Source organism: Corynebacterium sp. HMSC058E07, from assembly GCF_001809885.1.
In the GTDB taxonomy this organism is placed as follows: domain Bacteria; phylum Actinomycetota; class Actinomycetes; order Mycobacteriales; family Mycobacteriaceae; genus Corynebacterium; species Corynebacterium macclintockiae.
Genome location: NZ_KV799271.1, coordinates 67,972 through 83,092, shown reverse-complemented (window position 1 = coordinate 83,092; position 15,121 = coordinate 67,972). Strand labels below are relative to the sequence as shown.

The window sequence follows — 15,121 nt, the reverse complement described above, 5'->3', positions numbered from 1 at the left end:
GCGGTTAGACCCGCAGGGTAGGAACATGCGCTGGGTGGCTCACATCGACATGGATGCGTTTTTCGCCTCCGTCGAGCAGCTCACCCGACCGACCCTGCGCGACCGGCCCGTGCTGGTCGGCGGGCTGGGCGGCCGCGGGGTGGTGGCCGGTGCCTCTTACGAAGCCCGTGCCTACGGTGCGCGTTCTGCAATGCCGATGAGCCAGGCCGTGCGCCTGTGCAACCACCGCGCGGTGGTGGTGCTGCCGCGCAAGGAGGTCTATACCGCTGCTTCGCGGCGCATCTTCCAGGTCATCCGGGCGCACGCGGGCGTGGTGGAGCAGCTCTCCGTGGACGAGGGCTTCGCCGAGCCACAGGGGTTGACCAGCGCCGAAGAGGCCCGCGAGTGGGCCGAAAAGCTGCAGGCCACGGTGGAAGAAGAGACCGGCCTGCCAGCATCTGTCGGCATGGCCGCCACCAAGCTGGATGCGAAGATGGCCAGCGATCTGGCCAAGCCCCATGGGGTGTTCGTTGTGCCGCCGGAGTCCCGAATGGAAGTCTTTGCCGATCGGCCCGTTGGCGACGTGTGGGGGATCGGCAAAGTGGCACAGGGGAAGCTGCACACCATGGGTATCGATACGATCGGCCAGTTCGTAGCGGCAGATGCCGCCGATATTCGCGGGGCTTTGGGGTCCGTCGGCGCGGAGGTGCAGCGCATGGCCGCCGGGGATGATCCGCGCCCCGTTGCTCCCCGTGCGCCCGCCAAACAGGTCAGCGCCGAAAAGACTCTGCAGGTGGACGCGCGCACCACCACGGAGGCCATGCGTGTGCTGCACGAGACCGCGCTGGCGATGCACCGACGTCTGCTAAAGGACGGCCGCGCAGCCCGCACCGTTACCGTCAAGACCCGCACCACCGACTTCCAGCTGCACACCAAGTCCGCCGGGCTGCCCGCGCCGACGGAGGACTTCGACAAGATCTTCGCCCTAGCCCAGCGCCTGTTGCCGCGCCCGGAGGAGGCCGGCGCTTTTCGCCTGGTCGGCGTGAGCGTCTCCGGCCTGGTGGCCGATCGCCAGGAGCTGTTGTTCCCCGAACTCGACGGCCCGCCGGTGCCCATCGTCGCTGGTAACGAGGCCGATTCGGGTCTTTCTGTCTTTACTCATGACGCCACCACGGCCCAGCCCCGTTGGCGCGCCACCCAGGATGTTTCGCACGTGGAATATGGGCACGGGTGGGTCCAAGGGGCCGGCAACGGGGTGGTCAGCGTGCGTTTCGAGACCGCCGCGACCGGCCCGGGGAAGACCCGCACCTTCCGGATTGACGACGAGGACCTAAGCCCCGCGGATCCATTGGACAGCTTGGGCTGGGATCTGGACGGGCTGGTGGAGGAGTGAGCCTAGCGAGAGCGGGGCACGGGGCGCTAGCGGCCGCGGGCGATTTCGTAGAGCAGTTCGATCCGCGCCTGGCTGGGGCGCAGCGCCCCGCCGCTGCGGAGGCCGTCGCGGGCGAGCTGTGCCCCGCCGCCACTGCCGCCGTAGACGAAGGAAACCCCTCCGGTGGGCACGCGGCTGCACACGACCACGGGAAGCTCGCCTGCCTGGGCACTGCGATCGGCGCGCCAGGCGGACAGCTCTGCCGCGACCGCGGTGGGGATGTTGCCGGAGCCCATGGCAGCCAGCACCAGGCCGTGGACCGCGCCGTCGCGATCCGGCACCGCGCCGTCGCGATCTGAACCGGCGCCGTCCCGCTCCCGCAGCGCGCGGATGAGCAGCCCGTCATCGCCGGCAAAGGTGGTGACTATCGGCACGTTCAGGCCCGCGATTTGCGGCGGGGCGGGGGCGCTGGTGGGGTCGGGCTCTGTTTCTGCCGAGCCGGATCCCGTTCCTTCTGAGCCGGGTGAAGGTGCCTCTTGACCGGAGTCGGCCAGCGCGTTGCGGAAGGCGGTCTCTGCCGTTGTGTGCGCCTTGTACGCCCCGCGGGCGGGCAGGATGGCATCCCCGAAAACGATGTGGACATCCGGGGAGAGCTCACCGGAGGCAAGCGCGGCGAACGCGCGGGAAAGGTTGGCCGGGCCGTCCGGTGCGGCGTCATCACCCGGGCGCTGGGCGCCCGTAAACACCACAGGGCAGGGCAGCTCAAGGGCACAGGCGGCGGCCAGGGCGGATTCCTCCATCGTGTCCGTGCCGTGCAACACCACGATGCCCGCCGGAGTGGGGGAGTAGAAGCGTGCGATGTGGGCGACGAGCTGGTCGATCTGGGGGAGGGTGATGGAGCTGGAGTCGATGCTCATGATGTCGTGTGGCAGGGCCTCGAACCCCTGCGGAACGTGAGCCTGCCTGACAATGTCTGCACAGGTCAGGGTTGGAACAAGGTCGCCTTCGGGGGAGTGGGTGCAGCTGATGGTGCCGCCGGTGCCGAGGACGGGGATCTGCAGGCAGTTCCGCGAGGGGGTGGAAGTCATGTGACCAATGTACGTGACGCTTAGTCGCGTTGATCGAAGATGTTGATGGAGTTTCGGCGAATAGGACGGAGTTGTGCAGGAATACTTGCATGATTATTATGCAGGTATTGCTGCACGATTGAAGGAGGTTCCATGTCCCCTCGCAAGTACCACCACCCGGAGCCTGATGAAATTACCCTGGCCAGGGTGCTGGCAGCCTTGAGCGATCCCACGCGTCTCGAGATGATTCGTCGTCTGGCTGACGGGCTCGAGCACGACAGTCTCGAGCTCGCGGACGACTTGCCCCGGTCGACGCTGACGTACCACACCCGCATGTTGCGGGAGGCAGGGGTGACATGGACCCGGGGGGAGGGGCGTGCATGTCTGATCCGGTTGAGGAGGGAGGATCTCGATCGCTTGTTCCCTGGAGTGCTTTCAGCAGTGGTGGCCAATGCTGTCCCTACAGAGGTACAGGAATGATGGGGCGGCTCTGGCCCTTCGTGGTGGGCAGTGTCGCGCTCGGGCTGGACGCATATGTTGTCGCCGGTCTCCTTCCTACTATCGCCTCATCTCTAGACGCACGCGAAGCTACTGTCGGCCTGGGAGTAGCGGCCTTCACCGGCTCATATGCGATAGCAGGCCCCTTGTTAGCTGGACGCGCGGGAAGGCGGTCACGACAGAGCCTGATCGTGTCCCTGCTTATCTTCACTGTGGCAAACCTAGCCACGGCGTTCTCGCCGACTGTTGAGTTCTTCTTAGGCTCCCGAGTGGTGGCTGGCGCAGCAGCGGGTGTGTACTCACCGCTGTCGTCCGCGGTCGCGGCAGAGATTGCAGGGGAAGTACGTCGTGGACGTGCACTGGCGCTAGTCCTTGCGGGTTTGGCAGTTGGCACCGTATTTGGAGTCCCAGCAGGTCTGGCACTAGCGCAGTACTGGGGATGGCGAGCCGCCATCCTGCTGATCGCAGCTATCGGAGGCGCGGCGCTGGCGGGAACTTTTCTGCGGGGCCGCGACCTGCCTGCTATTCCTGCTTCGGGCGCTCGTGAACGGTTGCTCTCGATCGCGCGACCCAAAAATATAGTTACGGTGACCGTAACTCTTCTGACAGGTGTCGCTTCTCTGGGGCTTTACACCTACATGACTGTGATTTTGTCCTCAGGGAGCTTGGCGTCTCACCAGACGCTTGCGATCTGGGTCTGGGGCATTGGGGGTGCGGTGGGAGCGCTAGGCGTAGGCAGACTGTTAGACCGGCGTGCCCCGTTGCAACTAAGCATGGTTATACTCGGAGGCCTCACTTTCGCGCTGCTCGGCATGACGCAAGACCAAACCGCGTGGATTTTGGTCGCTAGCCTGTTTCTCTGGGGAATGTGCGGGTGGGCCTCGCTCGCACCTCAGCAACACATCTTGCTTCAGGCGAATCCGGCCGACGGGGCTACAGCTGTGGCTGCGAATGCTTCCGCCAATTACTTGGGGTCCGCACTGGGGGCAATCTTCGGGGCTTTACTGGTTTCCGCAGATGCGACACCAACCGTTCTCTGCATTTCCGCGGCGAGCGTAGCAGTACTGGCGCTGCTCAGTCAGTTTGCTCGGCAGCACATGAGCGCCACGGAATAGTCGTGTATGCCAACGCATGGGGGAGACTGCTTCTGTCATGTCCATCCCTGGTCGACGGTTCGTGCGTTTTGGCGCAAATCACACGAATAACATCTGCAACAGTATGGCTTGTATAGTCGGAACCTGGTTCCCCAAATTTCTTGGGATGTGTACTCCATGTGCACAGCTGTCTACGGCAGTGTGCCACAGAGCACTATTTTCTTACTCGGCTAATTGCACACGATCAGTAGCATTACATTGTCCAACCATCGAAGGAGCATTCTCGTGCGTTCTACCCAGCGCCACTCTCGCAGCACCAAGATCTTTACCCGCGCAACGGCTATCTCCGCCATGCTGGCCGCTGGCCTAACCCTGTCTGCCTGTGGTGGCGATGAGGATTCCTCCGATAACTCCTCGACCTCCAGCTCCGCTAAGCCCAACGCCGCCCAGTCCGAAGGTGCGGGGGATAGCAAAACCCCGACCGTAGAGCAGCTGGCTGCCGTGCTGAACCGCGCTGTGGACCCCAAGGTGCCGACGGACCAGAAGACCGATACGGTTGTCAACGGCGAGCAGGCACCGGAGCTTTTTGACGCCCTGACGAAGTCCCGCACCGAGTCCGGCGCGACCCTCGAGGTCGTCGAGCCCGTACTGCCGAGCCTGAATCCGGGCAACGTCAACGCCACCGTGAAGCTGACCGTGCCGAACCAGGAACCGCACGTGGTCAGCGACGTGGAGTTCGTTAACGAGGGCGGTAAGTGGAAGCTGGATCAGGGATGGGCCTGCACCCTGGTAGAAAATGTTTTGCCGGACCAGGTTCCGCCGATGTGTAATGAGCTTTAAGCTCTACCCTTAACTAGCGGCTCCCACACCGGGGGCCGCTTTTATTGTTTTGGGCTCCACTTGGACTTCGAGGTCGTGGTTTGCACCACATGTACCGGGGACTTGTCCTGCCCGTAGATGATCTTTGTTTTCACGTTAATGTGCCCGCGGGTAGGCAGTACCTTGTTGAGGTCCAGTGCGATCTGCCCGGTGGACTCCGTGTTCACAGACAGCACCTTCAAATCGGTCTGCGCCAGAGTGGACACAGCAGGCAGGCGCTGAACCTCTACCTTCAAGGAGACAGACTGACCCTGGCGCTCCAGCAGGGTGTAGGTGATGTCCTGCTTCATCGATATATCACCATCGACGCGGTTGGACACTGTCCACTTCGCGCCCACACCGACTGCCGGAGTGGGGAAGACGATGGGGAAGTCATTCATCTGGTTCAGCGCGGATTCCACGCTGGCGCGGGCGGTCTGGCTGGCGCTATCGGGGGCGCTGTAGCTGCGCGAGGTCACCCGGCCGTCGACGTCTTGCTCGGAGGACACCTTAAAGCCCTCGGCCGTGGCGATGTCGTCGTTCTTGTCCTCATTCGTGCCGGATGGCTTGCCCACGGTCACGGTGCTCTGGCGGCCCTTGCCATCGGTGGAAGCCTCGGCGGACAGCGGCAGGTGCATCGTCACCTCGTCGTAATCCAGCTCCGCAACATCGGGACTATTTTTGTCATTCCCCTTCGTGTGCTGTTCAAAGCCCTGGGTGGCGTCGAAGGAAACCTCTTGGCTGCCCCCTTGGGAGAACCACACGAGGGGTTCCTGCGGGGTGGCGCCACGGCTCAGCACTTCGATCTTTACACCTGGCACAGCCACGTCGGCTGGCTTAGATTGCGGCTCCTCGGTATCGGAGCAACCAACGGCCGCAAAGGCCAGGCCAATGGCGCTGCACACGGCTAGCGCGGACTTCCTAGAATTACCCACAAGTTCACAGCGTAACAGGCGGACATTAGACTACTTAACCGTGACTTCGAAACGCGCATCTATCGCAGCCTTGACCCTGATGTTTGGGATCATCGCCGTCGACCAGATCACGAAATGGGCGGTCGTCGAGAACCTCGAGCCACAGCGGGCCTACCCCGTTATCGGCGAATTCTTCCGCCTGTACCTGGTGCGCAATCCGGGTGCGGCGTTTTCGATGGGAACCAGCGCCACCATCTTCTTTTCCTGCTTCCAGCTGATCGCCTTCCTGGCCTGTATCGTTCTGGCTCTGCGCACACGCTACTTGGCAGGTGCGCTGCCGATTGGCCTGATCGGGGGCGGCGCAGCGGGCAACCTGATCGACCGTGTTTTTCGCGAGCCGGGAGGTATGCACGGCCACGTTGTGGACTTTCTGTCTTTCGGTAGCTTCGCCATTTTTAATGTTGCTGACGCCGCCATCACCGTCGGAGTGGCGTGTTACGTGATCTACGCATTCTTCATCGAGCCGGCGAATCATGTGCGCGCCGAGCGGGCTAGCGAGTCCAGTGAGGCCAGCGATACTAGCGATACCAGCGATACCAGCGAGGTGAGCGAGGGGGAGGAGAACCGATGACCCGGGAAAACCGAGTGATGCCGGTGCCGGATGGCCTGGCGGGAATGCGGGTGGACGCAGGACTGTCCAAGTTGCTGGGACTCAGCCGTACCGCAGTTGCGGAGCTGGCCGCCGATGGCGACATTCTGCAGGACCAGTCGCCGGTGGGGAAGTCCGATCGGCTCATTGCGGGCGCATGGCTGGACGTGACCCTTCCCGCCCCGCCTCGGGATCTGGCCGCCGAACCGGCCCGGCATGTGGAGGGGATGGAGATCCTGTACTCCGACGAGGACGTCATCGCGGTGGACAAGCCCGTCGGCGTGGCTGCCCACCCCACCGTCGGCTGGGATGGCCCGACGGTGACCTCCGGTCTGGCGGCTGCGGGCTTCCGCATTTCTACTTCCGGTCCGCCAGAGCGCAAGGGAATCGTGCAGCGGCTAGACGTCGGCACCTCCGGCGTGATGATTGTGGCAGCCAGCGAGCGTGCCTACAGCGTGCTGAAGAACGCCTTCCGGGATCGCGAGGTCTCCAAGACCTATCACGCACTGGTGCAAGGGCACCCCGACCCGACCTCCGGCACCATCGATGCCCCCATCGGACGCCACCCCTCCGCAGGTTGGCGCTTCAGCGTGCGCGAGGATGGCAAGCACGCGATTACCCACTACGACACGCTGGAGGCCCACCGCCAAGCCAGCTTGCTGGAGGTCAAACTGCAGACCGGTCGTACACACCAGATCCGCGTGCATTTCTCCGCCCTGCATCACCCGCTGTGCGGGGATCCGATGTACGGTAGCGATCCGAAGCTCTCCGAACGGCTAGGCCTCAACCGCCAATGGCTGCATGCCGTGGAGCTGGGGTTCCCGCACCCGGATGGGTCGTGGAGGACCGTGCAATCGCCATACCCCCAGGATCTGCAGCAGGCGCTGGATAGGCTGCGGGATGCCAACGGCATCGGCGCGAAGGGCACGAAGAACGCTGGAGGCCACCAGCCGTGAGCCAGTTCCAGCAACACCCCGATCAGCAGTATCGGGGGCGTAGCCCGCAGCAGCTAAAAGCTAACAAAAAGCGCCAGCGCCAGCTGGACTGGGAGGACACCCGCCGACCGGGCTGGGTCGCTTGGCTGTCCGGCATTTGCCTCATTGCGATGGGATGTGGCGTCATTGCCATGGGCGCATCAGACCTGACCTCCAAAGCGCCGAACATCAACGGCGACCAGCTCGGCCCCTTCGAAGGCACCCCGGCGCAGTACCGCGAGCACGCGCGCGAACAACTCGACCACATGACCGGCGAAGAACCGCGCTGGGCGCTAGTTTCCCCGGCACCGGAGCACGCATGGAATTCCGGCGAGGTGATCGAGCTGCTCAAAGGCATCGATGCGCGAGTGAGCACCCTCTACTTCGGCGCGACGGCCTATGCGACGCTGCCGGAACCAGCGGTGGGGCATACCCGCGCTGACGTTATCAACCGCGCCGTGGGGCGCATGGCGCGGAGTGCGCACACACAACCGGATAAGCTGCGTATCGACGGAGTGCTAGTCCACGCAACCCCGGAGCAGCTCCGTGAGCTGGCGAAACGCGCCTATGCCGTGGAACCTGCAGATCCGGGGGCGGTGTACGGACGCATTGGGATTCGACCGATGGGAGCGAGATAGTTGATCTGGGGCCTGCTGTGTTACCTGATGTGGGGGCTGTTTCCCGCCTTCTTCCCCCTGCTGCAACCGGCCACGCCGATGGAGATCCTGGCGCACCGCTTTGTGTGGACGCTGGTGTTTATGCTGCTGGTGCTCGCCGCCATACGCGGGTTTAAGCAGCTGCGCTCCATCACAGCCCGGCAGTGGCGGACCGTCGCCATCGCCGCGCTGCTGATCAGTGTGAACTGGGGGCTGTACATCTATGCGGTCAACAACAATCACGTTGCCGATGCCGCCCTTGGATACTTTATTAACCCCCTGGTCAGCGTGCTGCTGGGCGTGATCGTGTTGGGGGAGAAGCTGCGCCGCCTGCAGTTTGTCTCTGTCGGCATTGCCACCATCGCCGTCGTGGTGTTGACCGTCGCGCTGGGGTCGCCGCCGGTGATCTCCCTGGCGTTGGCTTTTAGCTTCGGGTTCTACGGGCTCGTCAAAAAGCAGGTTAGTTTGACGCCCATTCAGTCCCTCACCGCCGAGACCCTTGTCCTGGCGCCGGTAGGGCTGATTTACCTGGGATTTTTGCAGTCCCGGGGCGCCAACACTTACGTGCAGCTGGGCGCTGGCCACGCCGCACTGCTGATGCTGGCGGGCGTGGTGACAGCGCTGCCGCTTCTGTGCTTCGCCCGCGCCGCCCAGGAGATGTCTTTAACGAGCTTGGGAATGGTTCAATACATCACGCCGGTGATCCAGATGCTGTGGGCGGTCTTTGTGAACAGCGAGCACATCGAACCCGCCCGCTGGGTCGGCTTCGTGCTGATCTGGCTTGCGGTGGTTGTCTTCATCGTTGACTTGGTAAGCAACCGCCCGCCGCGGGTACGGCGGGTGAAGAAGCTGAGCTAGGCCAGGCCGAAAACCCGATCCACCATCGCATTGCGCATCATGCCCTGCGGATCCACCTTTGCGCGTACCTCGCAGGCACGCGCCAGATCCTCGTGCCGCGCCAAGAGGTCCTCGTGGGTGAGGGTGTGCAGCTTCCCCCAGTGCGGGCGCCCCGTAGCAACGGACTTGAAGATCGGCTCGATGTGCCGGAACAGAGCCTGGTGGCTGTCTTTGTTGTAGCGGTGGATGGCGATGTAACAGGACTCGCGTCCCTTCGCCGTGGACAGCGGCACGTCATCGGCGGCGGTTGCGCGGACCTCGATGGGGAACAGCACCTGCTCGCCGCACGTGTTCATAGTGTGCTGGACCTCTCGCAGGACCTCGCGGGCGTCCGCCAGAGGAACGGAGTACTCCATCTCGTTGAAACGTACGCGGCGCGAGCTGACGAATACATCGTGGGCGACGTTGGAGTATTCGCGCTGCGCCAGGGTCTTCGCGCTCAGCTTCGCAAAGGGCTTGCTCAGCCGGGGGAAGAAGTGCGCCAGGTCGCACATCGCGCGGTAGGCGCCATTGTTGAGCAGTTCGTCGTCGAAGACCTCCTTCCAGCGTGGTACTGGGTTGGTTGGAGTATTGCCTGGCAGTCGGGTGTTCGTCTTCACGTGGGCCACGTCGGTGCCGGGGAACCAGTAGAACTCCAGGTGGTCCTCGCCCCGCACGCGCTCGGCGAAGTTATCCACCACCTGTGCGTTTGGTTCCGCCCGCTCGACCGCATGCAGAACGAAGGTATCCACCACGTCGAGCTCTACCTCGGTAATGATGCCGTAGGCGCCCAGCGAGACTCGGGCGATGTCGTAGAGCTCTCCGGCGATGCCCTCCGCGCCGGCGTAGCATTCGTGGGCGTGGCCGTCCGGGGTGATGATGCGGAAAGCTCGCAACATGCCAGCGAAACCGGTGAATCCCAGACCCGTGCCGTGGGTGCTGGTGCCGATCGCGCCAGCCAACGACTGCGGATCGACATCCCCCTGGTTGGCCAGTGCCACTCCCAGGGGAGCCAGGATGCCCGGCACATCCCGCAGGCGGGTTCCGGCGCGCAGGCGGGCGGTCATCTTCTGCGGGTCAAAGTGGATCAAGCCCGCTAGGTTGTCCAGGCTGACCTGGATGCCATCGGTCGCGGCGACGGAGGTAAAGGAGTGCCCGGCGCCGATGGGCTTGATCCTTTCCCCGGATGCGGCGGCGCGCTGGATCAGCTGGATCAGTTCCGCCTCATCGCGCGGAGCCACTTGTTTGCGCGGCTGGCCGGTGGTCACGCCGGACCAGTTGGACCAGCGGGAGTTATGGGCGGGCTTGCGGGTAATAGTGGTGCTCATTAGACAAAACTCTTTCCTTCGCCGCGGTAGGTGGGCCATTCCGCGACAATTTCACCGGCCGAGACGACCAGCACGCTATCGATGTATTCAGTTGCCTCGCCGGCCTTCGCGTGGCGCATCCACACGTGGTCGCCGAGGCGCAAGTTCCGGGCTGCGGAGCCGCTCAGCGGAGTCTGCACTTCGCCGGGGCCTTCCAGCGGGGCCATCTTTAGATCCCTTGGCCAGTCGACGACCGGCAGGCGATCCTTGCCCGGGGGACCAGAGGCGATACGTCCTCCGCCGGCGACCGTCACTGTCTCCGGCCCAGGGCGGCGCACCACTGGCACGACGAACCATTGCGCCGGAGTTGGCTGGAACTGGCGGTAGTGGTCGAACAGTCCGGGGCCGATGATGCCGGAGCCCGCGCCGATCTCGGTGATGGCGGCCTCCGCGCTGGTGGTTTCGATCGAGCCGGTGCCGCCACCGTTGACGAACTCCAGAGGAGGCAGACCCGCCACGCGCAGTTCCTCGGCGACGGCGGCGACGATCTTTGCGCGACGGCTAGCCAGCTCACGCACCGACAGCGCCTTCATCGCCGCGATGGCAGGGGAGGTGTCCGTGGTGCCGGCGACCTGACCCTCGTAGGCCATGAGGCCAACCAAACGGAATCCCTCGCGCTGGCGGACCTGTCGGGCGAAGTCGCGAACCTCCGCCACCGTGTACAGAGGGGAACGTAAGGCTCCGATGTGAACGGGGCCGGCGCGCAACGCGGCGTCAATATCAATACAAACCCGAATGTCTCCACGCTCGTGGGGCGGCACCACAGAGTCGATAAAGTCCAGGTGAGCGACCGAATCAACCATGAGGGTGATGGCCTCGCGGGCGCGCGCATCGTGGATCAAATGATGCAGCGCCTCGCGGTGGGCAGAAGGGTAGGCAACGAGGATGTCATCGCTGACCTGCTCCTCGCAGAGCCATAGCGCTTCGTTCAGGTTGTAGGCCAAGATTCCGCGATAACCGGGGAGGGTAAGGACCTCCGAGATCAGCGAACGGATACGCAGCGACTTGCTGGCCACCCGAATCGGGGTACCGCGAGAACGGTGCGCCATGTCTTGCGCGTTGGCTCTGGCGGCATCCAGATCGAGCACCGCGAAGGGTGCGTCCAGGTGCGCCACTGCGAGGCGGGTATCTTTCTTCATGGAAAGTAACTGTATAGCGATAAGGAATCCCATGTGCCGAAAAAAGGGATTTTTACAACACGCTAAGATGGCCAACCATGAGCGGTTCCTCCTTCGTCCACCTGCATAACCACACCGAATACTCCATGCTCGACGGCATGGCCAAAGTCGATATGCTGGCCGCGGAAGCCAAGCGGCAGGGGATGCCCGCAGTAGGCATGACGGACCACGGCAACATGTTCGGTGCGGATGCTTTCTACCGGGCGATGACCGCCGCCGACATCAAGCCCATCATCGGCATTGAGGCCTACATCGCCCCCGAATCCCGCTTCAACCAGCAGCGCGTGCGGTGGGGTAAGCCGGAGCAGAAATCTGACGACGTCTCGGCCTCCGGTGCGTACCTGCACCAGACGATGATCGCAGAGAACGCGACGGGACTGCGCAACCTCTTCTACCTGTCCTCGATGGCCAGCTACGAAGGCCAGCTGGGCAAGTGGCCACGCATGGATGCCGAGCTGATCGCCCAGCACTCCGAGGGCATCATCGCCACCACCGGCTGCCCGTCCGGCGACGTGCAGACTCGCCTGCGCTTGGGACAGTTCGACAAGGCCCTGGAAGCCGCCGCCATGTGGCAGGACATCTACGGCAAAGAAAATTTCTTCCTGGAGCTGATGGACCACGGCCTGGAGATCGAAAAGCGGGTGCGCGACGACCTGCTGGAGATCGGCCGCAAGCTGGAACTGCCGCCGCTGGTGACCAACGACTGCCACTACGTACTGGAGCAGCAGGCCCCGGCGCACGAGGTGATGCTGTGCGTGCAGACCGGCTCCACACTGGACGAACCCACCCTGGATCAGGGCGGTAAGCGCTTTGCGTTCTCCGGCACCGGCTACTACCTGCGCACCGCCGAGGACATCCGCGCGCAGTGGGATAAGGAAGTACCGAAGGGCTGCGACAACACCCTCTGGGTAGCCGAGCGTGTGCAGGACTACTCCGAGATCTGGGAGGAGCACCCGCACGACCGCATGCCCATCGCCGACGTGCCGGAAGGCCACACGCCGACGACCTGGCTGACCCACGAAGTGATGAAGGGGCTGGAGGAGCGCTTCCCGGGCAAGGAAGTCCCCGCCGAGTACATCGACCGCGCCAAGTACGAGATCAGCGTGATCGACATGAAGGGCTACCCGTCCTACTTCCTGATCGTCGCCGAGCTGATCAAGTACGCCCGCTCCGTGGGCATCCGCGTCGGTCCCGGCCGTGGTTCGGCCGCCGGTGCGTTGGTCGCGTACGCGCTGACCATCACGAATATCGACCCGATGGAACACGGCCTGCTGTTCGAGCGCTTCCTGAACCCCGAGCGCCCGTCCGCACCCGATATCGATATCGACTTCGACGATCGCCGTCGCGGTGAGATGATCCGCTACGCCTCCGACCGCTGGGGCGAGGACAAGATCGCACAGGTGATCACCTTCGGCACGGTGAAGACGAAGCAGGCCATTAAAGACTCCGCCCGCGCCCACTACGGCCAGGCCGGATTCCAGATGGCCGACCGGATCACCAAGGCCCTGCCCCCGGCGATCATGGCTAAAGACATTCCGCTGCACGGCATCACCGACCCGGAGCACGAGCGCTACCCCGAGGCCGCCGAGGTGCGCCAGCTGATCGAAACCGACCCGGACGTGGCGAAGATCTACAAGGATGCACTCGGTCTGGAGGGCGTGATCCGCCAGGCCGGTGTGCACGCCTGTGCTGTGATTATGTCCAGCGTTCCGCTGCTGGATTGCATCCCCATGTGGAAGCGCAAGCAGGACGGCGCGCTGATCACCGGCTGGCCGTACCCCGCCTGCGAGGCCATCGGGTTGCTGAAGATGGACTTCCTGGGCCTTAGAAACCTTACGGTTATTGGTGACGCCCTCGATAACATCAAGACTAACCGCGACTTCGAGTTGGACTTGGAGAACCTCGATACGGTGGATGATCCCACCTACGAGTTGTTGGCGCGCGGTGAGACGCTGGGCGTGTTCCAGCTGGACTCCGCGGGCATGCAGAAGCTGCTAAAGCGCATGAAGCCGACGGGCTTCAACGACATCGTGGCCGCGTTGGCGTTGTATCGCCCGGGTCCCATGGGTGTGGACGCGCACTGGGAGTACGCCGACCGCAAGAACGGCCGCAAGCCGATTGTGCCGATCCACCCGGAGCTGGAAGAGGCGCTGCACGAAATCCTGGAGGAGACCTACGGTCTGATCGTGTACCAGGAGCAGATCATGAAGATCTCCCAGAAGGTTGCGAACTACACCGCGGGCCAAGCAGATGGCTTCCGTAAGGCAATGGGTAAGAAGAAGCCGGAGGTGCTGGAAAAGGAGTTCGTCACCTTCGAATCGGGCATGAAGTCCAACGGCTACTCCGCCGATGCCATCAAGACGCTGTGGGATACGATCCTGCCGTTCGCCGGCTACGCCTTTAACAAATCCCACGCCGCGGGCTATGGACTGGTCTCCTTCTGGACCGCCTACCTGAAGGCGAACTACGCGCCGGAGTACATGGCCGCGCTGCTGACCTCCGTGGCGGATAAGAAGGACAAGTCCGCGATCTACCTGGCAGACTGCCGTCACCTGGGCATTCACGTGCTGTCCCCGGACGTGAACGATTCGCGCTACACCTTTCAATCCGTTGGCAAGGACATCCGCTTCGGCCTGGGCGCGGTGCGCAACGTGGGCGAGGACGTGGTGAACTCCATCATCGCTTCCCGCGAGGAAAAGGGCGCGTTCAAGGACTTCTCTGACTATCTGGACAAGATCGATCTGACCGCGGCAAACAAGCGCGTGACCGAGTCGCTGATTAAGGCCGGCGCCTTCGACTCGCTGGGCCACCCGCGCAAGGGCATGGTGCTGGTGCACGAGGACGCGGTGGACGCCGTCACCGCCACCAAGAAGGCCGCAGCCAAGGGACAGTTCGACCTGTTCGCAGGCCTGGGCGGGGACGACGACGCGGGCGATGTCTTCCGCGTGGAGGTTCCCGACCAGGAGTGGGAGCGCAAGCACCAGCTGGCGCTGGAACGCGACATGCTGGGCCTCTACGTCTCCGGCCACCCGCTAGACGGCTTCGAGGATGCCCTTGACGCGCAGATCGACACGCCCCTGACGACAGTGCTGTCCGGCGAACTGCCGAACAACAAGGATCTGAAGATCGGCGGCATCATCTCGGCCGTCGAGCGCCGCATCGACCGCAACGGCAACCCCTGGGCGATCGCTACGCTGGAGGATCAGCATGGTGCACAGGTAGAGCTGCTGGTGTTCCCGAAGACCTACCAGATGGTGGCCCCGCAGATCGTCGAGGACAACATCGTGCTGGCGAAGGCGAAGATCAACTACCGAGAAGACGACATGCGTCTGTTCTGCCAGGATCTCAAGTCCGCAGAGCTCACGGTTGGCGCTGGATCCGGTGTGCCACTGCGGCTGAACATCCGCGTGGATCAGGCCACGCCGGGCAACATGGCCAACCTGCGCCGCGTGCTCAGCCAAAACAAGGGTGACTCGGATGTCTACCTGACCCTCATCGACGGGGAGGAGGAAGTTCAGTTCCTGCTCGGCCCCGAGATGCGCGTGAACAAGTCTCCGTCGTTGATGGGCGCTTTGAAGGCCTCGACCTGGGAGGGCATTTTCTCCTAGATCTGCTGCGCGGCCAGCTACTGGCCAACTA

General features: G+C 63.6%; 13 protein-coding genes. 9 read left to right on the top strand and 4 right to left on the bottom strand.

Annotation, left to right across the window (positions count from 1 at the left end):
* Nucleotides 1-25: 25 nt before the first annotated feature.
* The gene (locus HMPREF2678_RS04095; RefSeq protein WP_070551023.1) at nt 26-1,372 is read left to right on the top strand and encodes a DNA polymerase IV; all 1,347 of its coding nucleotides are present in this window, start codon (nt 26-28) and stop codon (nt 1,370-1,372) included.
* A 26-nt stretch (nt 1,373-1,398) separates the two neighbouring features.
* Here HMPREF2678_RS04095 and HMPREF2678_RS04090 read toward each other — a convergent pair whose 3' ends face one another.
* A complete protein-coding gene (locus HMPREF2678_RS04090; protein WP_034970085.1) occupies nt 1,399-2,439 on the bottom strand; it encodes an asparaginase in 1,041 nt (346 codons plus the stop codon).
* Between the two features lie 132 nt (nt 2,440-2,571).
* Between HMPREF2678_RS04090 and HMPREF2678_RS04085 the strand changes: the two genes are divergently transcribed.
* The 3 genes from HMPREF2678_RS04085 to HMPREF2678_RS04075 all read left to right on the top strand — a co-directional run bounded on the left by HMPREF2678_RS04085 (nt 2,572) and on the right by HMPREF2678_RS04075 (nt 4,850).
* Nucleotides 2,572-2,898: an ArsR/SmtB family transcription factor gene (locus HMPREF2678_RS04085; protein WP_034970082.1), complete on the top strand. Its 327-nt coding sequence runs from the start codon at nt 2,572-2,574 to the stop codon at nt 2,896-2,898.
* Nucleotides 2,799-4,031 (top strand): MFS transporter, encoded by a 1,233-nt coding sequence (locus HMPREF2678_RS04080; RefSeq protein WP_371325830.1) that lies wholly within the window; start codon nt 2,799-2,801, stop codon nt 4,029-4,031. Before HMPREF2678_RS04085 ends, HMPREF2678_RS04080 begins: the two co-directional genes overlap by 100 nt.
* 264 nt (nt 4,032-4,295) lie before the next feature.
* The gene (locus HMPREF2678_RS04075; protein ID WP_034991806.1) at nt 4,296-4,850 is read left to right on the top strand and encodes a WKL family lipoprotein; all 555 of its coding nucleotides are present in this window, start codon (nt 4,296-4,298) and stop codon (nt 4,848-4,850) included.
* Nucleotides 4,851-4,891: 41 nt separating this feature from the next.
* Here HMPREF2678_RS04075 and HMPREF2678_RS04070 read toward each other — a convergent pair whose 3' ends face one another.
* Nucleotides 4,892-5,803, bottom strand: coding sequence for a DUF6263 family protein (locus HMPREF2678_RS04070; RefSeq protein ID WP_230580564.1), 912 nt, complete (start codon nt 5,801-5,803; stop codon nt 4,892-4,894).
* Between the two features lie 40 nt (nt 5,804-5,843).
* On the opposite strand from HMPREF2678_RS04070, the gene lspA reads away from it, so the two are divergent.
* The 4 genes from lspA to rarD are packed head-to-tail and all read left to right on the top strand — an operon-like array spanning nt 5,844 to nt 8,919.
* The gene (gene lspA / locus HMPREF2678_RS04065; RefSeq protein WP_230580563.1) at nt 5,844-6,413 is read left to right on the top strand and encodes a signal peptidase II; all 570 of its coding nucleotides are present in this window, start codon (nt 5,844-5,846) and stop codon (nt 6,411-6,413) included.
* A complete protein-coding gene (locus tag HMPREF2678_RS04060) occupies nt 6,410-7,387 on the top strand; it encodes an RluA family pseudouridine synthase (protein WP_034970068.1) in 978 nt (325 codons plus the stop codon). The genes lspA and HMPREF2678_RS04060 overlap by 4 nt, the downstream gene beginning before the upstream one ends.
* The gene (locus HMPREF2678_RS04055; protein WP_070551018.1) at nt 7,384-8,043 is read left to right on the top strand and encodes a hypothetical protein; all 660 of its coding nucleotides are present in this window, start codon (nt 7,384-7,386) and stop codon (nt 8,041-8,043) included. Before HMPREF2678_RS04060 ends, HMPREF2678_RS04055 begins: the two co-directional genes overlap by 4 nt.
* A complete protein-coding gene (gene rarD, locus HMPREF2678_RS04050; protein ID WP_034970064.1) occupies nt 8,044-8,919 on the top strand; it encodes an EamA family transporter RarD in 876 nt (291 codons plus the stop codon).
* On the opposite strand, the gene HMPREF2678_RS04045 is transcribed toward rarD, so the two are convergent.
* Both HMPREF2678_RS04045 and HMPREF2678_RS04040 read right to left on the bottom strand, forming a co-directional pair.
* Nucleotides 8,916-10,265, bottom strand: coding sequence for a D-arabinono-1,4-lactone oxidase (locus HMPREF2678_RS04045; protein ID WP_034970060.1), 1,350 nt, complete (start codon nt 10,263-10,265; stop codon nt 8,916-8,918). The genes rarD and HMPREF2678_RS04045 overlap by 4 nt on opposite strands.
* A complete protein-coding gene (locus tag HMPREF2678_RS04040; RefSeq protein ID WP_070551016.1) occupies nt 10,265-11,443 on the bottom strand; it encodes an amino acid deaminase/aldolase in 1,179 nt (392 codons plus the stop codon). The genes HMPREF2678_RS04045 and HMPREF2678_RS04040 overlap by 1 nt, the downstream gene beginning before the upstream one ends.
* Nucleotides 11,444-11,520: 77 nt before the next feature.
* Here HMPREF2678_RS04040 and dnaE point away from each other — a divergent pair, with 77 nt between their 5' ends.
* Nucleotides 11,521-15,090, top strand: a complete 3,570-nt coding sequence (gene dnaE, locus HMPREF2678_RS04035; protein WP_070551014.1) for a DNA polymerase III subunit alpha — start codon at nt 11,521-11,523, stop codon at nt 15,088-15,090.
* The last annotated feature ends 31 nt before the right edge of the window (nt 15,091-15,121 follow it).

Excerpts from the sequence above, each read along its gene's own strand:
- HMPREF2678_RS04095 (WP_070551023.1), top strand. The coding sequence starts at position 26 with ATGCGCTGGGTGGCTCACATCGACATGGATGCGTTTTTCGCCTCCGTC.
- HMPREF2678_RS04090 (WP_034970085.1), bottom strand. The coding sequence starts at position 2,439 with ATGACTTCCACCCCCTCGCGGAACTGCCTGCAGATCCCCGTCCTCGGC.
- HMPREF2678_RS04085 (WP_034970082.1), top strand. The coding sequence starts at position 2,572 with ATGTCCCCTCGCAAGTACCACCACCCGGAGCCTGATGAAATTACCCTG.
- HMPREF2678_RS04080 (WP_371325830.1), top strand. The coding sequence starts at position 2,799 with ATGTCTGATCCGGTTGAGGAGGGAGGATCTCGATCGCTTGTTCCCTGG.
- HMPREF2678_RS04060 (WP_034970068.1), top strand. The coding sequence starts at position 6,410 with ATGACCCGGGAAAACCGAGTGATGCCGGTGCCGGATGGCCTGGCGGGA.
- HMPREF2678_RS04045 (WP_034970060.1), bottom strand. The coding sequence starts at position 10,265 with ATGAGCACCACTATTACCCGCAAGCCCGCCCATAACTCCCGCTGGTCC.
- HMPREF2678_RS04040 (WP_070551016.1), bottom strand. The coding sequence starts at position 11,443 with ATGAAGAAAGATACCCGCCTCGCAGTGGCGCACCTGGACGCACCCTTC.
- dnaE (WP_070551014.1), top strand. The coding sequence starts at position 11,521 with ATGAGCGGTTCCTCCTTCGTCCACCTGCATAACCACACCGAATACTCC.